The organism is Collinsella sp. AM33-4BH (assembly GCF_003469205.1).
GTDB lineage: Bacteria > Actinomycetota > Coriobacteriia > Coriobacteriales > Coriobacteriaceae > Collinsella.
The window spans coordinates 60414-84398 of record NZ_QSIN01000001.1 but is presented as its reverse complement, the minus strand read 5'-3'; the positions used below and the strand labels follow the sequence as shown (position 1 = coordinate 84398).

20 protein-coding genes are annotated in these 23985 nt (G+C 60.8%); 18 read left to right on the top strand and 2 right to left on the bottom strand.

Annotation, left to right across the window (positions count from 1 at the left end; genetic code table 11):
• Positions 1–115: 115 nt before the first annotated feature.
• From ppdK to DW821_RS00315, 18 genes are all read left to right on the top strand, one after another.
• Positions 116–2866: a pyruvate, phosphate dikinase gene (ppdK, locus tag DW821_RS00400; RefSeq protein ID WP_117766663.1), complete on the top strand. Its 2751-nt coding sequence runs from the start codon at positions 116–118 to the stop codon at positions 2864–2866.
• A gap of 210 nt (positions 2867–3076) precedes the next feature.
• On the top strand, positions 3077–3418 hold the full coding sequence (gene rplS / locus DW821_RS00395; protein ID WP_006236098.1) for a 50S ribosomal protein L19: 342 nt from the start codon (positions 3077–3079) through the stop codon (positions 3416–3418).
• A 93-nt stretch (positions 3419–3511) separates the two neighbouring features.
• Positions 3512–4300: a ribonuclease HII gene (locus tag DW821_RS00390; protein WP_117639929.1), complete on the top strand. Its 789-nt coding sequence runs from the start codon at positions 3512–3514 to the stop codon at positions 4298–4300.
• Positions 4301–4489: 189 nt separating this feature from the next.
• Positions 4490–4975, top strand: coding sequence for a YraN family protein (locus DW821_RS00385; RefSeq protein WP_118064955.1), 486 nt, complete (start codon positions 4490–4492; stop codon positions 4973–4975).
• The gene (locus tag DW821_RS00380; protein WP_118064953.1) at positions 4975–6498 is read left to right on the top strand and encodes a YifB family Mg chelatase-like AAA ATPase; all 1524 of its coding nucleotides are present in this window, start codon (positions 4975–4977) and stop codon (positions 6496–6498) included. Before DW821_RS00385 ends, DW821_RS00380 begins: the two co-directional genes overlap by 1 nt.
• A complete protein-coding gene (locus DW821_RS00375; RefSeq protein WP_370221141.1) occupies positions 6495–7430 on the top strand; it encodes a DNA-processing protein DprA in 936 nt (311 codons plus the stop codon). Before DW821_RS00380 ends, DW821_RS00375 begins: the two co-directional genes overlap by 4 nt.
• 14 nt (positions 7431–7444) lie before the next feature.
• On the top strand, positions 7445–8782 hold the full coding sequence (trmFO, locus tag DW821_RS00370; protein WP_118064952.1) for a methylenetetrahydrofolate--tRNA-(uracil(54)-C(5))-methyltransferase (FADH(2)-oxidizing) TrmFO: 1338 nt from the start codon (positions 7445–7447) through the stop codon (positions 8780–8782).
• Positions 8761–9699 (top strand): tyrosine recombinase XerC, encoded by a 939-nt coding sequence (locus tag DW821_RS00365; RefSeq protein WP_118064950.1) that lies wholly within the window; start codon positions 8761–8763, stop codon positions 9697–9699. The genes trmFO and DW821_RS00365 overlap by 22 nt, the downstream gene beginning before the upstream one ends.
• A 219-nt stretch (positions 9700–9918) precedes the next feature.
• Complete coding sequence (gene rpsB / locus DW821_RS00360) at positions 9919–10647, top strand: 30S ribosomal protein S2 (RefSeq protein WP_006236109.1); 729 nt, start codon at positions 9919–9921, stop codon at positions 10645–10647.
• 45 nt (positions 10648–10692) lie between these two features.
• Positions 10693–11562 (top strand): translation elongation factor Ts, encoded by an 870-nt coding sequence (gene tsf / locus DW821_RS00355; RefSeq protein ID WP_022094736.1) that lies wholly within the window; start codon positions 10693–10695, stop codon positions 11560–11562.
• 118 nt (positions 11563–11680) lie between these two features.
• Positions 11681–12403, top strand: coding sequence for a UMP kinase (gene pyrH, locus DW821_RS00350; RefSeq protein ID WP_035138557.1), 723 nt, complete (start codon positions 11681–11683; stop codon positions 12401–12403).
• 2 nt (positions 12404–12405) lie between these two features.
• A complete protein-coding gene (gene frr / locus DW821_RS00345) occupies positions 12406–12942 on the top strand; it encodes a ribosome recycling factor (protein WP_118064948.1) in 537 nt (178 codons plus the stop codon).
• Position 12943: 1 nt separating this feature from the next.
• Positions 12944–13738, top strand: coding sequence for an isoprenyl transferase (locus DW821_RS00340; protein ID WP_117803152.1), 795 nt, complete (start codon positions 12944–12946; stop codon positions 13736–13738).
• A gap of 2 nt (positions 13739–13740) precedes the next feature.
• The gene (locus DW821_RS00335; protein WP_233552967.1) at positions 13741–14640 is read left to right on the top strand and encodes a phosphatidate cytidylyltransferase; all 900 of its coding nucleotides are present in this window, start codon (positions 13741–13743) and stop codon (positions 14638–14640) included.
• The gene (gene dxr / locus DW821_RS00330) at positions 14640–15827 is read left to right on the top strand and encodes a 1-deoxy-D-xylulose-5-phosphate reductoisomerase (RefSeq protein WP_118064946.1); all 1188 of its coding nucleotides are present in this window, start codon (positions 14640–14642) and stop codon (positions 15825–15827) included. The genes DW821_RS00335 and dxr overlap by 1 nt, the downstream gene beginning before the upstream one ends.
• A 25-nt stretch (positions 15828–15852) precedes the next feature.
• Positions 15853–17214, top strand: coding sequence for an RIP metalloprotease (locus DW821_RS00325; RefSeq protein ID WP_117776220.1), 1362 nt, complete (start codon positions 15853–15855; stop codon positions 17212–17214).
• Positions 17215–17227: 13 nt separating this feature from the next.
• Complete coding sequence (gene ispG, locus DW821_RS00320) at positions 17228–18310, top strand: flavodoxin-dependent (E)-4-hydroxy-3-methylbut-2-enyl-diphosphate synthase (RefSeq protein ID WP_118064944.1); 1083 nt, start codon at positions 17228–17230, stop codon at positions 18308–18310.
• Positions 18311–20032, top strand: a complete 1722-nt coding sequence (locus tag DW821_RS00315; protein ID WP_233552965.1) for a proline--tRNA ligase — start codon at positions 18311–18313, stop codon at positions 20030–20032.
• A 172-nt stretch (positions 20033–20204) separates the two neighbouring features.
• Here the strand turns inward: DW821_RS00315 and DW821_RS00310 are convergent, their stop codons facing one another.
• Positions 20205–20969, bottom strand: a complete 765-nt coding sequence (locus DW821_RS00310; RefSeq protein ID WP_118064942.1) for an aminoglycoside phosphotransferase family protein — start codon at positions 20967–20969, stop codon at positions 20205–20207.
• A gap of 88 nt (positions 20970–21057) precedes the next feature.
• The gene (gene adhE, locus DW821_RS00305; protein ID WP_118064940.1) at positions 21058–23706 is read right to left on the bottom strand and encodes a bifunctional acetaldehyde-CoA/alcohol dehydrogenase; all 2649 of its coding nucleotides are present in this window, start codon (positions 23704–23706) and stop codon (positions 21058–21060) included.
• Positions 23707–23985 lie beyond the last annotated feature (279 nt).

The following is a 23985-nucleotide window of genomic DNA, read 5'->3' as shown; positions in this document are numbered from 1 at the left end:
GCACCCTCTGCTCAAGCCTGTCCAAAACCCGCCGTATAGTTCCCTCACGGCCCGCATCCGGCGGGTCGATTCGTTACCACGGTCGTGCGCGTAAGCGCATGGAAGGGGAAGTATCGTGAGCGATTGCAAGAGGGTTTACCGTTTTGGAACCGACGCCCAGGGCACCTGTGTCACTGAGGGCGACAAATCCATGAACTTCGTGCTTGGCGGCAAAGGCGCAAACCTTGCCGAGATGAGCCGCATCGGTCTGCCGGTTCCCGGTGGCTTTACCATTACCTGCCAGACCTGTGTCGAGTACTCCGGTGCCGGCAACGTCTGGCCCGAAGGCGCACTCGATGAGATCGTTGCCGCCGAGGCGGACCTCGAGGCCCGTTGCGGCAAGAAACTCGGCGATGCCTCCGATCCGCTGCTCGTGTCGGTTCGCTCGGGCGCTCCGTTCTCCATGCCCGGCATGATGGACACGGTCCTCAACCTGGGCCTCAACGACGATTCCGTCCAGGGCCTTATTGCGCAGACGCAGAACCCGCGCTTTGCCTGGGACAGCTACCGTCGCTTTATCCAGATGTTCTCCAACGTCGTCATGGGCGTCGACGCCGACCTATTCGAGAACGCTCTGACCCAGGCCCGCCTGGTCGCCGGCGTTCGTGTCGATTCCGAGCTTTCGGCCGAGGACCTGCAGGAGCTCGTCGAGACCTTTAAGGGCATCTTCTCCGAGAACGTCGAGGCGACCCTGTATCCCGAGCTTGAGGTTGCCGACGGCAAGCCCGTCTTCCCGCATGATCCGGAGCTCCAGTTGCGCCTTGCCATCCAGGCCGTCTTTGGCAGCTGGATGAACGAGCGTGCCTGCATTTACCGCAAACAGCACGGCATCTCTGACGAGCTCGGTACCGCCGTCAACGTCCAGGCCATGGCCTTTGGCAACAAGGGCGAGACCTCTGCGACCGGCGTCGCCTTTACGCGCAACCCGGCCGACGGCACCAAGGAGTTCTATGGCGACTTTTTGGTGAATGCCCAGGGCGAGGACGTCGTCGCCGGCATCCGCAACACTGAGCCCATCGCCGACCTCAAGACCACCCCGGGCCTCGAGTCCGCTGGTGAGGAGCTCGAGCGCGTGTTCCTGACGCTCGAGGATCATTACCGCGATATGTGCGATATCGAATTCACCATCGAGCAGGGTAAACTTTGGATGCTTCAGACCCGCGTGGGCAAGCGCACCGCTACCGCCGCGCTGCGCATCGCTATCGAGATGGTCGAGGAGGGCCTGATCACCCGCGAGGAGGCCGTGAGCCGCATCGATCCCGCGCAGCTCGATCAGCTCCTGCACCCGCAGTTCGACTCCTCCAAGAAGTACGAGGCCCTGGCCAGCGGCCTTAACGCCAGCCCCGGTGCCGCCGTGGGCGAGGTCGTGTTCTCGAGTGATGACGCCGTCGCGCGCGCCAACGAGGGCCACAAGGTCATTCTGGTCCGCTGGGAGACCAACCCCGACGACCTGAAGGGCATGGTCGCCGCCGAGGGCATCCTGACCAGCCACGGTGGCAAGACGAGCCATGCCGCCGTTATCGCCCGCGGCATGGGTACGCCCTGCGTTTGCGGCGTTGAGCGCTTCCACATTGACGCGGCAGAGAAGGTCGTGCGCATCGAGGGCAGCGACCGCGTGCTGCGCGAGGGCGATGTCATCTCCATCGACGGCACCCAGGGTATCGTCGTCGACGGCGCGGTCGACCTGGTCTCTGCAGAGCTCACCGGCGACCTGGACACCATCCTGTCTTGGGCCGATGAGATCCGTTTGGACGAGACCGACGGTCACGCCAACCACGTGCGCGTCAACGCCGACAACCCCGAGGATGCCGAGCTCGCGCTCGAGTTTGGCGCCGAGGCCATCGGTCTGTGCCGCACCGAGCACATGTTCCTGGGCGATCGCAAGAACATCATCCAGAGCTTTATCCTGTCTGACGATGAGGCCGTGAAGCAGCAGGCCCTGGCCGACTTGCTCAAGGTTCAGACCGAGGACTTCCTGGCGATGTTCAAGACCATGTCCGGTCGCGATGTGGTCGTCCGCCTGCTCGATCCGCCGCTTCATGAGTTCCTGGATAATCCTCGCGAGCTCGAGGTCGCCATCACCAAGAAGGAGGCCGCCGGCGCTCCCGAGGAGGAGCTCACTGCCCTGCGCGCCCGCCTGCGTCGCATTGACGGCATGGTCGAGTCCAACCCCATGCTGGGCTTGCGCGGCGTGCGCCTGTCCGTCGTCTTTGGCGATCTGCCGCTCATGCAGGTTCGCGCCGTCGCCACGGCCGCTGCCCGCCTTATCAAGGAGGGTGTCGACCCGCGCCCCGAGATCATGGTTCCGCTCGTTTCCATCACGGCCGAGCATGTCCAGACCCGCGAGGTTATCGAGCGCGTGATCGCCGAGGTTTCCGCCGAGGAAGGCGTCGAGCTCAATATTCCCGTGGGCACGATGCTCGAGCTGCCGCGTGCCTGCATGGTCGCTGACGAGATCGCCCATCATGCCGACTTCTTCTGCTTTGGCACCAACGACCTCACCCAGACGACCTTTGGCTTCTCGCGCGATGACGCCGAGGCCAAGTTCATCCCGCTGTACATGCATAAAAAGATCCTGAAAGACAACCCCTTCGAGACCATCGACGCGGCAGTGCTGGAGCTCGTGCGCTTGGCCGTCGAGAAGGGCCGCGCCACCAATCCCGACATGCACTTTGGCGTGTGCGGCGAGCACGGCGGCGACCCCAAGTCCATCAAGGGCCTGTTTAACGTGGCCGACGTGGACTACGTTTCCTGCTCGCCCTATCGTGTGCCCCTCGCGCGCCTGGCTGCCGCTCAGGCCAAGCTCGAGGCCAAGCGTTCCGCCTAGCGTTTAGCGTTTAGACGCCTAGCGTAGTCCCCCTTCATGCCGCCCGTCTCATTCGTGAGACGGGCGGTTATCATGTGCGGGTTTTGTCTTTTTGTCTGCGTAAAAAATTGTTCTTGCAGCAGAAACCCGCGCGTGTATACTCGAATACGTTTGTTCAACTACGTGCCGGCCAAGGTGGTACGGCACCTCTAGAAGAGTAAGGAATTGCACATGGATTACATCCGCGCAATCGAGCGTCAGCAGATCCGCGAGGACATTCCTCAGGTTCGCGTCGCCGACAACGTCAAGGTTCACTACCGCATTAAGGAAGGCGACCGCGAGCGCATTCAGGTCTTCCAGGGCGACGTCATCCGCATGGCCGGCGCCGGTGCCCGCGAGACCTTCACCGTCCGCAAGATGTCCTTCGGTGTCGGTGTTGAGCGTACCTTCCCGCTTCACAGCCCCAAGATCGCCAAGCTCGAGGTCGTTCGTCATGGTCGCGTCCGTCGCGCCAAGCTGTACTACCTCCGCGACAAGGTGGGCAAGGCTGCTCGCATCCCCGAGAAGCGCTAAGAAGATCGCAGCGTCTGTCCACTCGTTTGGACACAAGGGTCACCTTCGGGTGGCCCTTCTTTTTATCTGATTTGCATGCAAGGAGGGCCTGGTATGGCCAATATGACGAGCTCGGTTTCGGCATCGCAGGTTGCCGGTGAGTTGGCGAGCGCTACGTTTGAGGAGATCCCCGCCCTCGTGGAGCATTATCGCGAGGACCCGCGCCAGCAGGTGATCAAGGCTTGCGAGCGTGCTCTTAAGCGCCATGCCAAGGAACTTGCCGAGCGCGAGCGCGTCAATGACATGTACGAGCTTATGCATGAGCTTGGCGGCGATGGGGTGGTCGTTGGTGTCGACGAGGTGGGTCGCGGATCGGTGGCCGGTCCTTTGACGGTATGCGCCGTCTGCCTTCCTATGGAGCCGCGCGTCTGGGGCATCAACGATTCCAAAAAGCTCACGCCGGCGCGCCGCGAGTTGCTCTCAGTGAAGATTGCCGAGGTGGCGACGGCAATTGGTTTTTGCCATATCGCGCCTAAGGATATCGATGAGATGGGCATGGCCCGCGCCATTCGAGCCGCTGTCGCGGGCGCCGTGGCCGATACGGGGCTCGAGCCCGATTGCGTGCTTATGGACGGTAACCCCTTGGGCGCCGTTCCCAACGAGCGCGACGTGGTGAAGGGCGATGCCAAGATCGCCTGTATCGCCGCGGCGTCCATCATGGCCAAGGTCACGCGTGATGAGATGATGGTCGAGTACGATGCCGAGTATCCCGAGTACCATTTGGCCGAATCGAAAGGCTACGCAAGCCCCGAGCACATCGAGGCCATTCGCAAACATGGACTTTGTCCACTGCACCGCGTGAGCTTTTGCGGAAACTTTCTGCAGACTGAGCGCCTTTTCTAGGTCAATTGTGGAGACAGGGACCTCAGGGGTTTTATAAACCTGCTGGTAGCGGGCCGTATGCAACACCATTGCTGCGTACGGCCCGTTTTTTGACGGCATTTGGTCAGCTTTTGGTTTGCTTCCGGTACTTACCCGCATGAAAGGTGCCCTCATCATCGGGGCAATGCAGCGTGCGGGAAAGGAGACCCCATGAGTGCCGCAAGCAAAAAGAGCAAGACGCAGCAGCTCAAGGAGCGTTGGGAAAACGGCGAGCTCGACTGCGGGGCGATGACGCCCGAGTTTATCAAGGGACTCAGTCCCCGCGAGCTGGGCATGCTGGGCGAGCTGATCACCATCGACTACTTTAACGAGCGCGGCTACACCTTGCTGGAGCAGGGTTATCGTTGCACCGAGGGCGAGGCCGATCTGGTGCTGCTCGATGAGCTCGACGATGTCGTGGTGATGGCCGAGGTCAAGACCAGACGCGTTGCACTGGATTGCAGCACGCAGGTCTTTCCCGAGGAGGCCGTGGACGCTCAAAAGCAACGCCGCTACCGCCGCATCGCAAGTTGCTATCTCATGGAGCATTATCCGCTCAAGGCGATTCGCTTCGATGCCGTGGGTGTCACCATTCGTGGCGGGCATATCGCTGAGATCGAGCATCAGTACAACGCGTTCGATTGGCAGGTGTCGTGATGGCGTTCGAGACGTTTGCCGTTCACGCGGCCTGCATCCGTGGCGTCGAGGCGATTCACGTCACGGTCGAGGTCTCGCTTGCCGGCGGCGTTCCGGGCATCCAGATGCTCGGCATTCCGAGTATGGAGGTGATGGAGTCGCGCGGGCGTATCCGGTGCGCGATGCGCTCCGCCGGGTTCGAGATTCCGCGCTCGGGCATTACGGTCAATCTGGCGCCCGGCGATATTCGCAAGACCGGTAGCGGCTTTGATCTGCCGATTGCCATCGCGGTTCTGGCGGCCGATGGGCAGATTCCCCGTGACAACCTCGATCGCTGCCTTATCGCCGGCGAGCTCGGCTTGGACGGTACGGTGCTTCCCGTCAAGGGCGAGGTGGCGTTTCAGCTGCTGGCTCGCGACATGGGGCTGTCTTTTATCGCCGGCAGGTCAGACCAGCATGTGCCACTCGCGGGCGTGGATTGTGGATTCATCGATCATTTGTCTCAGCTTGCCCATGGCATGGGCGATGCCGCGCGGCACTACTTGGATTCTGAAGTGCTCGAGGCGACCTTTGAGCCCGAGCTCGACTATGCCGACGTACTGGGGCAGGAGGTCGCCAAGCGCGGCATGGCGCTTGCGGCGGCAGGAGAACTCGGCTTGCTCATGATCGGGTCCCCGGGATCGGGCAAGACGATGCTCGCGCGTCGTATGACCGGCATCCTGCCCGAGCTTTCCGTTGAGGACCAGCAGGAGGCGCTGTGCATCCATTCGGTTTTGGGTGAGAACATTGATGGCTTGTTGGCGGGGCACCGGCCCTTCCGCAGCCCCCATCACAGTATTTCGACCGCAGGTCTTATCGGCGGTGGGCGCCCGGTGCACCCGGGTGAGATCAGCCTTGCTCATGGCGGCGTGCTCTTTTTGGACGAGCTTGCCGAGTTTCCCACGGGTGTGCTGCAGACGCTGCGTCAGCCCATCGAGCGCGGCTATGTGAGGATCGTACGCGTCGACGGGGCTTTTACCTTCCCGTCGCGCTTTCAGCTGCTGGCTGCGAGCAATCCCTGCCCCTGCGGCTTTTTGGGCGATCGTGAGGTACCGTGTCGCTGCTCGGCGGCGATGGTCGAGCGCTATCGGTCTAAACTGCGCGGTCCTTTGGCCGACCGTATCGACATGATGATCGATGTGACCCGTCCCGACCCTCAAGTGATTATCGAGGGTGCGGAGGGTATGTCGTCGGCCGAGTTACGTGACTACGTTGTGCGCGGTCGCGCTTTTCGCGCTTGGCGCGAATCCCGTATGGACGATGCGGATGCCGAGGCCGAGGATGACGAGACGCGGTCCATTGACGGCGTCGTTTCGACCTTTGAGCTCGATGATGCGGCGGAGAAGTGTGTACTCGGCCTGTCGAAGCGCACACATCTCACGGGCCGCGGTATCGTGCGCCTGGTGCGTATCGCGCGTACAATCGCCGACGTCGCCGAGAGCGAGCATGTGACGCAGGACCACGTGCTCGAGGCGGCGATGTACCAGGGAAGGAGGGACCAATGATGGCCGAGGGGACCTTTGAGCTGCATCCAGGTGATACGTTGTATCCCGAGACCGTTTTGGACCTTTCTGATGTACCCCAGACGCTCTATGTGCGCGGCAACCCCGAGGTGCTTTCGACGCCCGCGCTCTCCATCATCGGCGCGCGCAAGGCCTCGCCGTATGGTCTTGCCGTGGCAGAGCTTGCGTCAAAGGTGGCGGTCGAGGCGGGAGTGACGGTAGTCTCGGGCGGCGCGGTCGGTTGTGACCAGGCCTCGGGTTGGGCTGCGGTCAACGCTGGCGGTAAACACGTCGTGGTGCTGGGGACGGGCGCCGACGTGGTCTACCCGCGTTCGAGCGCGGGGCTTATTATGCGAACGCTCGATACGGGTGGCGCGGTCGTGTCGATCTCTCCGTGGGGCATGGGTCCGCGCAAGTTTGCCTTTCCGCGCCGCAATCGCGTGATCGCGGCCCTGTCGCAAGCCCTCTTTGTTTCCGAGGCGGGTATGCCTTCCGGGACGTTTTCTACAGCCGAGGCTGCTATGGATTTGGGGCGCGAACTTCTTGTCGTGCCGGGGTCGATCCTATCGCCCGAGTCGCGTGGCACGAATTACCTCATTGCGAACGGTGCTTGCTGCATCATCGACGAGGAATCTATCGAGATGGCTATCTCACGCATCTACGGCACCCTGCGCTACTCGCGCCCCGATGCTCCCGGCATTGCCGACCTGGATCCAACACAGCAGACCGTGATGCATGCGCTCATCGCCTCTCCGCTCAAGGTCGACGACATCGCGGCGCTTGTCTCGCTCGATGCTGTTGGCGTACTCAAACTCTTGGGTTCGCTTGAACTCGAGGGCCTTATCGAGCGCATGATGGATGGAAGGTATGCGCCCTCCAAGTTTGCTCTTCACGCCCAGACACCCTTCGGTCACAATGGAAAACGTGTCAATTAGAAAGGTGTTTGCAGATGCAGTTCGATCAGGTGACGGTTATCGGTGGCGGTCTGGCGGGTTCGGAATGCGCGATCCAGCTGGCAGACCGCGGTTTTGCCGTAAAGCTGTGCGAGATGCGCCCCCAGGTGAGCTCCCCGGCTCACCATACCGATCACTTGGCAGAGCTCGTCTGCTCCAATTCGTTTAAGTCGACCCGTCCGGATTCCGCGGCTGGTTTGCTGAAGGCCGAGCTTAAGCGCATGGGTTCAGTCCTGCTCGATTGCGCCCATCGCGCGGCTGTTCCCGCCGGCGGTGCCCTGGCGGTCGACCGCGTCAAGTTTTCCGAGCTTGTCGAGGCCGAGGTTGCCGCCCGTCCCAATATCGAGGTCGCGCACGGCGAGGTCACGCAGATTCCCGAAGGTCACGTGGTCATTGCCGCCGGCCCCTTGTGCTCGCCGGCGCTGAGCGAAGAGGTCATGAAGCTCGTCGGTGGCGACGCCCTTGCGTTCTTCGATGCCGCGGCGCCGATCGTCGATGCCTCCACGCTCGATATGGACGTGCTGTTCTCGCAGTCGCGCTACGAGGAGCAGGGGAGCGGCGACTATCTCAACGCTCCGCTCAACAAGGAGGAGTACGAGGCCTTTATCGAGGCGCTTTCCACGGCCGACCGCGTGGTGCTCAAGGACTTTGAGGGCGGCGATCTGTTCCAGGCCTGCCAGCCTGCCGAGGAAGTTGCGCGCACCGGCAAGGACGCCATTCGCTTTGGCGCCATGAAGCCCGTCGGCCTCACCGACCCGCGAACCGGTCGTCGTCCCTGGGCGGCGATTCAGCTGCGTGCCGAGAATAAGGAGAAGACCGCCTATAACCTGGTGGGCTTCCAGACCAACTTGACCTTTGGCGAGCAGAAGCGCGTCTTCCATATGGTGCCGGGCCTGGAGAACGCTGAGTTCTTCCGCTACGGTGTCATGCACCGTAATACCTTTGTCGACGCCCCGCACGTGCTCGATGGCACCTTTGCCGTGCCCGGCACCGGCGTGCGCCTGGCCGGTCAGATCACCGGCACCGAGGGGTACATGGAAGCCGTGGCGACCGGTCTGCTCGCGGCGCTCAACACCTATGCCGAGGCTATCGGCGTCGCGGGCGTCGAGTTGCCGCGTGTGGGCGCCCTGGGTGCGCTCGTGGGCTATGCGACCGATCCTGCCACCGTGGGCTATCAGCCTATGCATGTCAACTTTGGCCTGGTGCCGCCACTCGAGGATGGTAAGCGCCGCAGCAAGCGCGACCGCTACCAGGCCTATGCGGACCGTGCGCTCGAGTCCCTTGATGCCTATCTGGCCACTCGCCCCGATCTATTTGGAGGCGACCGGTCATAGCCTTTGACCTGTACGACACCGTCGACTCTTTTATCGCCTATATCGCACGCGTCGAGGGGCTTTCTCCCAACACGGTGACGGCCTATGGCTCGAGGCTGGAGCGCTTTGCTGCCTGGTGCGAGCGTGAGGATATCGATGCTTTCGCTGCCGACGTGCGCACCATTCGTCGCTATCTTGCTGAGCTTTCGCGTGAGCAGGTGGCTCCCCGAACGCTTGCGGCGCACCTGTCGGCTATTCGATCTCTCTATCGCTGGATGGCTGCCGAGGGGGTCGTGGAGGGCGATGTGGTCTCGGCAATTTCCTCGCCCAAGCTCCCGCGCGATCTACCTGGTGTGCTGACGACCCAACAGGTGGAGGCGCTGCTCAAGACGCCTGATACCTCAACACCCGCGGGATTGCGCGATGCGGCGATGCTCGAGCTGCTCTATGCCTCGGGCGCCCGTATCTCTGAGCTCGCAGCACTCAATGTGGAGTCCATTGCGTGGTCCGAACGCACGCTGCGCCTGTGGGGCAAGGGGAGCAAAGAACGTATCGTCCCTCTGTATCGTCGTGCGCTCGAGGCGACGCGTCTCTATATTGAGGAGGGAAGGCCGGAGTTGCTCGCTCAGGCAAAGCGTCGTGACCCCGTTACCGGGCCGCATCCGCTGCTTATATCGGCGCGCGGTAATCGCATGAGTGCCGCCATGCTCAGGCGGCGGTTTCATACGCTGGCGACGCTCGCCGGCATGCCTGCCGACATCGCCCCGCATGCGATGCGCCATACCTTTGCGACCGACTTGCTCGAGGGCGGTGCGGACCTGCGCTCGGTTCAAGAGCTGCTGGGCCATGCGAGCCTGTCCACGACGCAGATCTACACGCATCTCACACCCGATCGGCTTAAGCGGGCTGTGGCTCAAGCCCATCCCCGCGGCGAATAGTGGCTGGGACGTCCCGCGCCGCGCTCAGGTGTGTGGTTTTGATTGCGGGTTGGCAGGAAGATGCATTCCTGCTATCATTCATCGGGTTGCTTCACGGCAACAGGTTTTTATCACACACGCGCGGCTACTTCATACCGTGGTGCCCGGGCTTTGGTAGCACATGTCCGGGTTGGTTTTGGAGGATGACCCCGCGCGGAGGCAAACCACAGGAGGTTTAACATGGCTACCAAGATTAATATCCGCACCCTGCTCGAGGCCGGCTGCCACTTCGGTCACCAGACCCGTCGTTGGAACCCCAAGATGAAGCCGTTCATCTTCGGTGAGCGCAACGGCATCTACATCCTCGACCTCAAGCAGACCATCCTCGACGCCGACCAGGCCTACACCTTCGTCAAGAACGTCGCCAAGGGCGGCAACGTGCTGTTCGTCGGCACCAAGAAGCAGGCTCAGGAGGCCGTCAAGAACGCTGCTGAGCGCGCCAACATGCCTTACATCAACCAGCGTTGGCTCGGCGGCATGCTGACCAACTTCGTCACCATCCGCTCCCGCATCAACCGCATGGAGGAGCTCGAGGCCATGGTCGAGGACGGCCGCATGGCAGTGCTCCCCAAGAAGGAGCAGGCTGTTCTCGGCAAGGAGCTCACCAAGCTCCAGACCAACCTCGGTGGCGCCCGCGACATGAAGGGTCTGCCCCAGGCTCTCTTTGTCATCGACACCAAGCGCGAGGAGAACGCCATCAAGGAGGCTCAGCGCCTGAACATCCCCGTCGTCGCTCTGATCGACACCAACTCCGATCCCGACGAGGTCGAGTACGGCATCCCCTGCAACGATGACGCTATCTCTGCTGTCACCCTTATGTGCGAGCTCATGGCTGACGCCTGCCTCGCTGGCTCCGGCAAGGAGCAGGTCTCCGAGGCCGAGATGGCCGCTGAGCCCAAGGCCGAGTAAATCAGTCTTAGTTAATTCTTTTTCATCTCTTTGAAAGGAACCACAATGGCCCAGATTACCGCCGCTATGGTCAAGCAGCTCCGCGAGATGACCGACTCCCCGATGATGGAGTGCAAGAAGGCTCTCGTCGAGGCTGACGGCGACATGGACGCCGCTGTCGACGTTCTTCGTAAGAACGGCCTCGCCAAGGCTGCCAAGAAGGCTGGCCGCGAGACCAACGAGGGCGCTGTCGCCGCGTTCGTCTCCGAGGATGGCAAGACCGGCGCTCTGCTCGAGCTCTCCTGCGAGACCGACTTCGTTGGCTCCAACGCCAAGTTCACCGGCTTTGCTTCCAAGGTCGCTGAGGTTGTCGCTACCACCGAGCCTGCCGATGTCGACGCTCTGCTCGAGAAGCCGATGGGCGAGGAGACCGTTTCCTCCGAGCTCACCGAGATGATTCACATCATGGGCGAGAACATGAAGATCTCCCGCTTCGCTGCCCGCAAGGCCGAGAACGGCGCGCTCGCTTCTTACATCCACATGGGTGGTAAGATCGGCGTCCTCGTCGAGTTCGCCTTCGAGAAGGCCGAGACCGCTCAGGCTGAGTCCTTCAAGACCTTCGCTCACGACGTTGCCCTTCAGGTTGCCGCCGTCGCCCCGATCTGCGCTACCCGCGATCAGGTTCCGGCCGAGACCGTCGAGCACGAGAAGCAGATCTACATGGCTCAGGCTGCCGAGTCCGGCAAGCCCGAGGCTATCCAGGAGAAGATGGCTGTCGGCCGTCTGGAGAAGTTCTACAAGCAGTCCGTGCTCACCGAGCAGGAGTTCATCAAGGACAGCTCCCTCACCATCAAGAAGTACGCTGAGCAGGTCTCCAAGGAGCTCGGCGACACCATTACCGTCGTTGCCTTTGACCGTCTGGTCCGTGGCGAGTAAATAAGCTCTTGTAGCTGGTAATGAGCAGGCTGTGGGTTTTACTCACAGCCTGCTTTTTCATGGCTCTTCTTAGAGCCTTTGATAGAATGTTGAGAGTTCAATCTAAAGGAGGATCGCTTTGTCCGACATCCGATATAAACGCGTGCTTCTGAAGCTTTCCGGCGAAGCACTGATGGGCGACGGCCAATATGGCATCGACCCCAAGGTTACCGACCATCTTGCCAAACAGGTCAAGGAGCTGCTCGCCGTTGGCCATGAGGTCGGCGTCGTTGTCGGCGGCGGCAATATTTTCCGCGGCATGGCCGGCGCTGCCGGTGGCATGGAGCGTGCTCAGGCCGACTACATGGGCATGCTGGCAACCGTTATGAACGCGCTCGCCCTGCAGGATGCCTTCGAGCATAACGATGTTCCCTGCCGCGTGATGAGCGCTATCCAGATGAACGAGATCTGCGAGCCCTATATTCGCCGTCGCGCCATCAATCACCTTTCCAAGGGCAACGTCGTTATTTTTGCCGCCGGTTCGGGCAATCCGTACTTTACGACCGACACCGCCGCGGCTCTTCGTGCGTGCGAGATCGGCGCCGAGATTCTGATTAAAGCCACCAAGGTTGACGGCATCTACGACAAGGATCCCGTCAAGTGCGCCGATGCCGTCCGCTTTGACAAGATCACCTACCACGAGGTTCTCGTCCGCGGTCTGCAGGTTATGGATTCCACGGCTACGGCTCTGTGCCAGGATAACCGTATGCCGATTTTGGTCCTCAACATCGATGGCGAGGACACCGTCAAGCGCGCGCTTTCGGGTGAGCCCGTCGGCACGCTCGTCTATCAGGAGGATTAAGCATGGCAGAGAACATCACCGCCCACATGGACAAGTCGCTCGAGTCCCTCAAGCATAACTTCTCCAAGGTCCGTACCGGCCGCGCCAACGCTAACATTCTGTCCGACATCACCGTCGATTATTACGGTGTTCCCACGCCGGTTACGCAGGTTGCCGCCGTAAAGGCCCCCGAGGCCCACATGCTGCTCATCGAGCCGTGGGACAAGGCGCTCATCAACGCTATCGTCAAGGCCATCGGCGCTTCCGATCTGGGTATTACCCCCAACTCCGATGGCACCGTCGTGCGTCTGCCGTTCCCGGCTCCCACCGAGGAGCGCCGTCGCGAGCTCGTCAAGGAGTGCCGCGAGTACGCTGAGCAGGCCAAGGTGTCTATCCGAAACATCCGTCGCGACTTCAACAACAAGCTCGAGCGCGATGAGGAGCTCACCGAGGACGATGTCCGTCGCGAGCAGGCCAAGGTCCAGAAGCACACCGATGAGTATGTCGCCAAGGTCGAGGAGCTTCTGAAGGAAAAAGAAGCCGAGGTCATGGAGATCTAAGGTGCAATACGACGAGCATAAACTGGTCGAGTACTTTGCCGACGCCCCTGTGGGCGTCGGTTTTTCCGACCTTGACCTCAATAACATTCCGCACCATATCTCGTGCATCATGGACGGCAACGGTCGTTGGGCCACGTCGCGCGGTCTTGCACGCACTGAGGGCCACAAGGCGGGTATCGTCTCCCTTCGCGAGATCATTACTGCCTGCGTGCGTTTGGGCGTCGACGTGCTTTCTGCCTATGCGTTTTCTACCGAAAACTGGAACCGCCCGCAGCATGAGGTCAACGTCTTGATGCACCTGTTTGCCAAGACGTTTATCGACGAGCTGCCGCTTCTGAAGCGCGAAAATGTGCGTGTTGTCTTTTTGGGCGACATTTCCGCGCTGCCCAAGAAGACCCGCGACGTTTTTGAACGCGGTCTTGCCGAGTGCGCCGATCACACCGGTATGACGCTGGCGCTTGCCGTCAACTACGGCGCGCGTGCCGAGATTACCCGCGCTGTCCGTCAGATTGCACTCGACGCTGCCGCCGGTAAGATCGATCCTGCCGCAATTGATGACGACATGGTGGCTTCCCACCTCTATACTGCCGGCCTTCCCGATCCTGAGCTTGTGATTCGCACCTCTGGTGAGCTGCGCCTTTCGAACTATCTGCTGTGGCAGGTGGCTTATTCTGAATTCTACGTCACCGATACCTATTGGCCCGACTTTGATCGTTGGGGCCTTGTCGACGCCATTTTGGCCTATCAGGGCCGTGACCGTAGGTTTGGTGGACTGAGCAAGACCGAGGAGGCTTAATCGTGTCCGATCGTCCCAAGGCATCTGCTCTCAAGACGCCTGCGCGCAAAGCTGCCACTGCGGGAGCGCCTGCAGCGAAGAGCGGCACCGGTTCGTGGCTGGCGGGCTTTATTACCCGTGCCGCCGCCGGTATCGTCTACGCCGTCGTCTTTATCCTGTGCCTGGTTTTGGGTATCGTGCCCACGGCCATCTTTGTTTCCGTCATGAGTGGTCTGTGCTGCTATGAGTTTTTCCGTATGACAAGGCTCGATGGCAAGATGGCTAACGAGCGCATGGGTATCGCTGCCGCCGTGCTCTTTCCGCTGTCGGCGTTGGGTGATTCGATGTTGCTGAATGCCCTGCTTTTTGCCCTAATGCTCGCTGTGGGCATTTGGTATGTCTGGTCGCCGCGTACCCGCATCTCTGATGTGGCCGTGACGCTCATGGGTCCAATCTACACTGGCTTTATGCTGTCGGCTATCGTGCTGCTGCGCGATGCCGTGCCCGGTTTTGCCGGCGCCCTGCTCTCGGTGGGCGTTTGCGCGTCCCTTTGGGTCTCCGATTCGTTTGCCTACATCGTGGGCAGTCGTATCGGCAAGCACAAGATGGTTCCCAAGATCTCACCCAAAAAGAGCTGGGAGGGGTTTGTCGGCGGCATCCTGGGTTCGGTTTTGATTTGGCTCATCCTGTGGGCGACGCACTTCTACAAGCTCAGCCTGCCCTATGCGCTGCTGTGCGGCGTGGTCGTGTCCATTCTGGGCGTTATCGGCGACCTTATCGAGTCGCGCATCAAGCGCGGTGTGGGCGTCAAAGATTCCGGCAACCTTATCCCGGGCCATGGCGGCATGCTCGACCGTAGCGACTCGCTTATCTTTGGCTGCATTACCGCGCAGCTGCTTTTGATGATCGGAGGCGTGCTGTAATGTCATTCCAGACGACGTATGGCCCCGACGGACGCCTTCGCGTTGCCATCCTGGGCTGTACGGGCTCCATCGGCACCCAGGCGCTCGATGTGTGCCGTCAGCATGCCGATCGACTGCAGGTGACGGCGCTGTCCGTTAACTCCAGTACCTCCGAGCTTGTTGCCGCTGCCCGCGAGTTCTCGGTTTCGGCGGTTGCCGTGGCCGATGTCGCTCATGGCGATGACGCCGTGCTGCAGGAGTTGCCCGAGGGAACGAAGCTCGGCGTTGGCGCGCAGGCGGTTTGCGAGCTCGCGCGTCGCGACGATGTCGACTGTGTGCTCGTCGCTATTGTGGGTGCCGCCGGTCTGGAGGCGAGCCATGCGGCCTTGACCTCAAATAAGCGCCTTGCCCTTGCCAACAAGGAGTCCCTCGTCGTCGGTGGCGACTTGCTTATGCCGTTGGCACAACCGGGCCAGCTAATTCCAGTCGACTCTGAGCACTCCGCCATCTACCAGTGCTATCTGGGGGAGAACCCACGCGAGGCTCATTGTATTTGGCTCACCTGCTCGGGCGGTCCGTTCTTTGGCCGCACGCGCGGCGATCTCGACCGCGTGACGCGTGCCGATGCCCTCGCACATCCCACGTGGGCCATGGGTGCCAAGATCACCATCGACTCCGCCACCCTCATGAACAAGGGCCTGGAGCGCATTGAGGCCATGCATCTGTTCAACTGCGACCTCGATTTCATTAACGTGGTCGTGCAGCGTCAGTCTAAGATTCACTCTATGGTCGAGTTCGCCGACGGCTCCGTGATGGCGCATCTTGGTGCTTCCGACATGCGTATTCCCATCCAGTTCGCGTTTTCGTATCCCGAGCGTTGGTATACCCCGGCGCCTCGTATCGATTTCCGCGAGCTGGGACAGCTCACGTTTGATGCTGCCGACATGGATACCTTCCGCTGTCTGGCACTGGCCGAGCGTGCCGGCAAGACGGGTGGCACCATGCCGTGCGTGCTCAATGCCGCCAACGAGGTCGCCGTCGATGCCTTTCTGCACGATGGCTGCAGCTTTACCGATATCGATCGCATTGTGGAATCCTGCATGGATGCCCACGATATGCAGGCGGTCGATTCGTTTGAGCAGCTTCGCGACATCGATGCGTGGGCGCGTGAAAAGGCTGCGCAGGTGCTCGTCGCAACCCGTTCCTAACCCATAAGGATTGCTTTTTCGTTTTATGGATACTGTTCTGAGCGTTCTCTCATCGGTCTTTTGGGGCCTGCTGATGCTTTCCGTCCTCGTGTTTTTGCACGAGGGCGGCCACTTTTTGGCGGCGCGTGCCTGCGGCGTCCGTGTGACCGAGTTCTTTTTGGGCCTGCCGTGCCGCTTTGACATCCATTACACGTCGCGTCGCATTGGAACCAAGTTTGGCGTGACCCCGCTGCTGCTGGGCGGCTACGCTGCCATCTGCGGTATGGACCCGACCGACGTCTCGTGCGCCGATCGCGTGCTAGCGGCTATCTACCGTCATGGTCGCGTGACCGTGGCCGATCTTGCTGTCGAGCTCGAGCTTTCCGAGGAGGATGTGCTCGAGGCTTGCGCCCTTTTGCTGGGCTGGGGCTCCATCGCGCCCTGGTATGAGGAAGGGGAGAAGCCCTCGCCGAGCTACTATCCCACCAAATATCAGACGTTGCCACGAGACACGGCAGGCTATACCACCTTTGATGGTCGCCGTTTCGATCGCGAACATGCGACTGCCGAGGGCGATGTGTGGGAGCTGCCGTGCGGCGAGGCCGAGTTCCTTGCGCAAGAACGCTCGCACACCTATCTTGGCCAAGGTTTTCTCAAGCGCGCCTTTATGCTGCTCGCAGGCATTATCGTCAATATCTTGACGGGTTTTTTGCTCCTTATGAGCATCTATTCCATTGCGGGTGTCACCGTGCCGATGGATACCAACGTGATCGGTCAGGTTGACGAGGGGTCTATTGCCGCCAAGGCGGGTATCGAGGGCGGTGATGCGATCCTTTCGGTTGACGGTGTCTCATGTTCTACTTGGATGGATGTCTACGATGCCATCGGCAAGGCCGCCGGTAAGGACGATATCGCCATCGAGTACGAGCGTGACGGCAAGCAGCATTCGACCACGGTTGCGCTCAAAGAGGACGAGCGCCTAGGTGTGTATGCCTCTACGCAGGTGGTCCGTTTAGACCCGATCACCTCGGCGCGTCTGTCATTCTCCTATGTTGTACAGACGGCGGATGGCGTGATGCGCCTACTCCAGCCGCAGCATACGATGGAGATTCTCGATCAGTCTTCTTCGATCGTGGGTATTAGCGTTATGTCCTCACAGGCTGCTGCTGCCGGCCCTGCCACGTTCCTTTCGTTTGCCGCCCTCATTTCATTCTCGCTTGGCTTTATGAACCTGCTGCCCATCCCGCCACTCGATGGCGGCAAGCTAGTCATCGAGATCATTCAGAAGATTGCGGGCCGCGAGCTTCCGCTCAAGGTCCAGACGATTGTGAGCTATGTGGGTATCGCGCTCTTTGCGCTGCTGTTTGTCTATATGCTTCGTTCCGACATCCTTCGATTTATTCTGTAGGGGAGTGTTTGGATTGTCTTTATCCCATCCTTTGCCTCGCGAGCTGACGCGCCCCGTGCATGTGGGCGGCGTGCAGATCGGTGGCGGCGCGCCGGTGGTGGTCCAATCTATGACCTGCACCGATACCGCTGATGCCCAGGCAACGCTTGCGCAAGTGTGCGCGTTGGCGCAGGCTGGCTGCGATATCGTGCGCGTGAGCGTGCCCTCCGAGGCCGCGCTTGAGGGCTTCCGCACCATCTGTGCCGAGTCTCCGGTGCCGATTGTCGCCGATATCCACTTTAACCATAAGCTTGCCATTGGCGCTGTCGAGGCTGGTGCCTCTAAGCTGCGCATCAACCCCGGCAATATCGGCGATTGGGCTAAGGTCGATGCCGTCATCGATGCCGCGGGTGCCGCGGGCTGCGCGATTCGCATTGGCGTGAACGCGGGCTCGCTTGAGCAAGATATTGCCGAGCGCGACGACCTCACGCAGCCCGAAAAGCTCGTGATGTCGAGCGAACGCTTTGTGCGGCACTTTGAGGACCGTGGGTTTACCAACATCGTGCTATCCGCCAAGGCCCATAGCGTACAGACGACACTTGATACCTATCGCGCCCTGTCGCGCGAGATACCGCATGTTCCGCTCCACCTGGGCGTGACGGAGGCGGGGACCAAGCTTCAGGGCACCATCAAGAGCTCTGTAGGCTTGGGTATCTTGCTTTCCGAAGGCATCGGTGACACCATGCGTGTGTCGCTCACGGCCGATCCGGTTGAGGAGCCGCCGGTCGCTTGGGGAATTCTACAGTCGCTGGGCCTGCGTCGCCGTGGTCCCGAGATTGTCTCGTGCCCCACGTGCGCCCGCTGCCAGGTTAACCTGATTCCCATCGCCGAGGAGGTCACCGAGCGGCTTAAGAACTATTCCGCGCCGCTTTCGATCGCCGTGATGGGATGTGCGGTCAACGGCCCCGGAGAGGCATCTGACGCCGACCTGGGTGTTGCCTGCGGACGTGGTCAGGGCCTGCTCTTTTCGCATGGCCAGATCATTGGTAAAGTAGCTGAGGACCAAATTGTCGACGCGCTTATGGCCGAGGTCGACAAACTTATTGAGGAGAAATAAATGACCCGAGCAATGTATATGTCTAAGCTCTATGCGCCGACGCTCAAAGAGGATCCGGCGGATGCCGAGCTAGCGAGCCACCGTCTGCTGCTTCGCGCTGGCATGATCCGCAAGGAGGCCGCCGGCCTGTATTCCTATCTGCCGCTCGCTTGGCGCTCGATCCGCAAGATCGAGAACATCGTGCGCGACGAGATGGATGCCGCCGGTGCTCAGGAGCTCATGATGCCCATCATGGTCGATGCCGGGCTGTGGCGTGAGTCCGGCCGTATCGATGCCTATGGCAAGGAGCTTGTGCGCTTTGATGACCGCCACGGCCGCGAGTTTGTGCTCGGACCCACGCACGAGGAGACCGTGACTGCCCTGGTGCGCAATGAGTTGCGTTCCTACAAGCAGCTGCCAGTGAACCTTTATCACATCCAGGATAAGTTCCGCGACGAGTTCCGTCCCCGTTTTGGCCTGATGCGCGGTCGCGAGTTCATCATGAAGGACGCCTACAGCTTCTCTGCTACGCAGGAGAGCCTGCAGGAGGAGTACGACAAGATGAAGCAGGCCTATGCCAACATTTGCGAGCGCTGCTACATCAAGGCTCTGCCCGTTGTCGCCGACTCCGGCGAGATCGGTGGCGATACCTCCGTCGAGTACATGGCTTTGGCCGACGCTGGCGAGGCTTCGCTCGTCTACTGCGACGATTGCGGCTTCGCTGCCGACGATGAGGCGGCAAGCACCAAGGTCGTTGTGACCGAGGGTCCTGGCGACGGTACGCTTACCAAGGTCGAGACTCCGGGCATGGGCACCATCGAGGCCGTTGCAAAGTTCTTCGGCTTCCCCGAGAACGGCACGCGCAAGTCTCTGGCACTCCTCGACGCCGAGGGCAAGCCCGTCGTGGCCATTGTTCCGGGCGACCACGAGCTCAACGATTGCAAGGCCGAGCATGTCTTTGGCAAGGCCTATCGCATGATGACTGATGAGGAGCTCCAGACCTACGGTCTGCATAAGGGCTTTATCGGACCGGTTAACCTGCCCGAGGGCATTCGCCTGGTGTGCGACGAGAGCCTGCGCGAGTCCAAGCAGTGGGCCTGCGGTGCCAACGAGGTCGATTATCACTTTACCGGTGCCTGCCCCGAGCGCGACTTTACCGTCGACGAGTGGGCCGACCTGGTAACCGTCGTTGCCGGCGATCCCTGCCCGCACTGCGGCAAGCCGCTCTCTGCTGCTCGCGGCATCGAGGTCTCGCAGGTCTTCCAGCTGGGTACCAAGTATTCCGAGGCCATGGGCGCCACCTTTATGGACGAGGACGGCAAGGAGAAGCCGCTTATCATGGGTTGCTACGGCGTTGGTGTGTCCCGCTCGCTTGCTGCCGTCGTGGAGCAGCACAACGACGAACACGGCATCGTCTGGCCGGTCTCCGTTGCCCCGTACGAGGTCGCGGTGATTCCGCTCGATCCCAAGAAGGAGGAGTGCGCTAACGTTTGCGACCAAATCGTCGAGGGCCTGTGCGCCGAGGGTATCGAGGTTGTCGTCGATGACCGTGACGAGCGTCCTGGCTTTAAGTTTGCCGATAACGACCTCATGGGCTTCCCGTATCAGGTCGTGCTTGGCAAGCGTGGCCTCAAGAATGGTACTGTGGAGCTCAAGGACCGTGCCACGGGCGAGCGTGAGGACGTGGCGATCGACGAGGTCGTCGCCAAGATTGCCGAGCTTGTTAAGGCGGCCCGCCGTTAATCGACGTTTCTGCTATTAGATGTAATTGCGGGGCTGCTCCGTATCTCTCTTAGGATGAGATGCGGAGCAGTCTATTTTGTTGGAATAAACTCGATGGGTAAAGAAAACCCCACAGCCCATATGAGCTGCGGGGTTTTCTTGTGCCTCCGATGCGAAATAAATCGCTCAGATATTACTGATAATCGACGACGTCGATCCAGTTCTTCAGGAACTCATCGTTCACGTTGCGCTTACGAGCGAGCTCGGAAGCGGCGACGATGCTCGTCCACTGACGCACGACCTGCATGGGCATCTCGGCGCGGTCGCAGTAGAGCTCCAAGTAGGCCTCAGCCTGGTCCTTGCTGTTGAGGGCGAAGAGCAGGTAGGTGGTGGCAACGTCGGCAGCAGGGGAGCCCTGGGTGGCGTGTGCCCAGTCGCACACATAGAGCTGGCCGTCGTCGCCGACGATGACGTTGGAGGGGTTGAAGTCGCCGTGGCAGACCTTGAACTCCTTGGTCATGCCGTCCAGACGCTCCTGAAGGTTGTAGCGCGTGGTGGCATTGAGCTGATCAAGGCTGTCGATCATGCGGGCGAACTTGTCGCGCTGACGGTTGAGCAGCGGGGAGGTATAGCCGTGGATCTCGATCTGGAGGTCGACGAACATCTCGAGATACTCACCAAAGCGCTGGGGCTCAGCAGTCATCTTCTCGGCAAGGGTGGTGCCCGGAACCTTCTCGGTCACGAGCGCCCAGCCGTTGGCGTTCTCGAGCTGGGAAACCTCGAGAGCCTTGGGGCTGCGGATGCCGCACTCATTGATGCGGGCAAGATTCAAAGCCTCGTTGAACACGTCGGAGACAGGCTTGGTCTCGTTAAAGACCTTGACGATCTTGTCGCCCAGGTCGTAAACGACCTTGTTGCCACGGCGGACGAGCTCGGTCTTGGAATCGGGTAGCAGCATGGTTGCATCCTTTCAACGATGCGATAGAAGCGACGGCGGGGGTGTGTGAAACACCCGTGCACCCCCGCCGTTAAAAACCGTGCTAAAACTAGCAGACGGCGTAGTCCTGAGGCTCGCGGCCGTAGTAGGCGTCCAGGTAGAGCTCCTTGATCTCGCTCATGAGCGGGTAGCGCGGGTTTGCGCCGGTGCACTGGTCGTTGAATGCCTGCTCGGTCATCTCGTCGAGGGTGTCGAGGAAGTACTGCTCGTCAACACCGTAGTCGGCGATGGTCTTCTTGACGCCGATGAAGTCCTTGAGTTCCTCGAGCTTCGTGATGAAGTTCTCGAAGACCTCCTTGTCGTCCTTGCCCTCGATGCCGCAGTACTTGGCCATCTCGGCGTAGTTGTGCAGCGCGTTGGGGTAAGGATACTGGGAGAAGGTACCCATCTTGACGGGAGCCTCGGCGGCGTTGTAGCGCATAACGCGGGTCAGGATGACGGCGTTGGCGAGGCCGTGAGGCAGGTGATGGAAGGCGCCGAGCTTGTGAGCCATGGAGTGGTTGAGGCCCAGGAAGGCGTTGGCGAAGGCCATACCGGCCATGCAAGAGGCGTTGTGCATCTCCTCGCGGGCATGCGGGTCCTTGGCGCCGTTCGTGAAGCTGGAGGGCAGGTTCTCGAAGACGAGCTTAGCAGCGCGCTCGGAGAGGCCCTTGGTGTAGTCGGAAGCCATGATGGAGACGTAGGACTCGATGGCGTGGGTCATGACGTCGATGCCGGAGGCAGCGGTCAGGCCGCGCGGGGCGGTCATGCAGTTGTCGGCGTCGACGATAGCCATGTTGGGGAGCAGCGCGTAGTCGGCGAGCGGCCACTTGATGCCGGTCTCCTTGTCGGTGATGATGGCAAACGGCGTGCACTCGGAGCCGGTACCCGAAGAGGTCGGGACGGCGACGAAGTAGGCCTTCTTGCCCATCTCGGAGAAAGTGAAGATACGCTTGCGGATGTCCATGAAGTCCATGGCCATGTCCTCAAACTTGCACTCGGGGTGCTCGTACATCATCCACATGATCTTGCCGGCGTCCATAGCGGAGCCACCGCCGACGGCGATGATGACGTCCGGCTCAAAGAGAGCCATCTGCTTGGCGCCGCGACGTGCGCACTGCAGCGACGGATCGGGCTCGACGTCGTAGAAGCAGTCGTGGGCGATGCCCATCTCGTCGAGCTTGGCCTCGATGGCGCGGGTGTTGCCATTCTTGAAGAGGAACTGGTCGGTGACGATGAAGGCGCGCTTCTTGCCCATGACGGTACCGAGCTCGTCGAGAGCGACGGGCGTGGAACCCTTCTTGAAGTAGACCTTCTCAGGAGCGCGGAACCACAGCATGTTCTCACGGCGCTCGGCCACAGTCTTAACGTTGATCAAGTGCTTCACCCCAACGTTCTCGGAGACGGAGTTGCCGCCCCAGGAGCCGCAGCCCAGGGTCAGAGACGGCTTCATGCCAAAGTTGTACAGATCACCGATGCCGCCGTGCGAGGACGGGGTGTTGATGACGATACGGCAGGCCTTCATGACGTGCTCGAACAGGCTGATCTTCTCGGCCTGGGCGGGGTGCACGTACAGAGAGGCGGTGTGGCCCGGGCCACCGGCGAGCACCAGGTGCTCGGCCTTGTCGACGGCCTCCTGGAAGTCCTTGGCGTGATACATGGCCAGGACCGGGGAGAGCTTCTCGTGGGAGAACTCCTCCTTGGCGGGGTCGGTGGAGGTGACCTCGGCGATCAGGATCTTGGTCTTGGCAGGAACCTCGATGCCGGCGAGCTCGGCGATCTTGGCGGCAGCCATGCCGGGAATGCGGTGATCGAGAGCGCCGTTCTTGAACATGGCGGCACGCAGGGCCTCCATCTCGGCACCCTGCTTGACGAAGTAGCAGCCGCGCTTCTGGAACTCGGCTTTGACCTGGTCATAGATGGTGTCGATGACGGTCACGGACTGCTCGGAAGCGCAGATCATGCCGTTGTCGAAGGTCTTGGAGTGGATGATGGAGTTGACGGCGAGCAGCACGTCGGCGGTGTCGTCGATGATGACCGGGGTGTTACCGGCGCCAACGCCCAGGGCGGGCTTGCCCGAGGAGTAGGCGGCCTTGACCATGCCCGGGCCACCGGTGGCGAGGATGATGTCGACGTCGCGCATGACCATGTTGGTCAGCTCGATGGAGGGGACATCGACCCAGCCGATGATGCCCTCGGGGGCGCCGGCCTTGACGGCGGCGTCAAGCACGAGCTTGGCGGCGGCGATGGTGCACTTGGCGGCTGCCGGGTGCGGGGAGATGATGATGCCGTTGCGGGTCTTCAGGCTGATCAGCGTCTTGAAGATCGCGGTGGAGGTGGGGTTGGTCGTCGGGATGACGGCGCCCACGATGCCGATGGGCTCGGCGATCTTGGTGATGCCGTAAGCCTCGTCGCGCTCCAGAACGCCACAGGTCTTGGTGTTCTTGTAAGCGTTGTAGATGTACTCTGCGGCGTAGTGGTTCTTGATGACCTTGTCCTCAAGAACGCCGCGGCCGGTCTCCTCGATGGCCATCTTCGCCAACGGGATACGAGCCTTGTTGGCGGCCATGGCGGCCTCATAGAAGATCTTGTCGACCTGCTCCTGCGTGTACGTAGCAAAAAGCGCCTGGGCCTCTCGCATCTGAGCGAGCTTAGCCTCAAGCGCCTCTACGTTGTCCACAATTGCGGGAGTAGTGTTTTCCGGTGACTTTTTCACCATTTGTGTCTCCTTGCGATCGGAGATTTACCCTACGCCTTGCATGATAGCAATAAATAATTCGGTGAGCGGTAAGATTCCTGTAAAAGGCACACTAAAACGCTTCAACAAACTGAAACGTTTCAACTAATTATCTGCCTGCTGCATCGCCCCGCTCATTGGGGACAGGCTTACATGGGTGCTTTCACTCATTTGGGACAGACATCGATTTGTCATTTTGTCGTTTTGGGCATGTTTTTGTCGTTCATTGTATATAAATAGGTCACAGGCTCAGCATTTCGC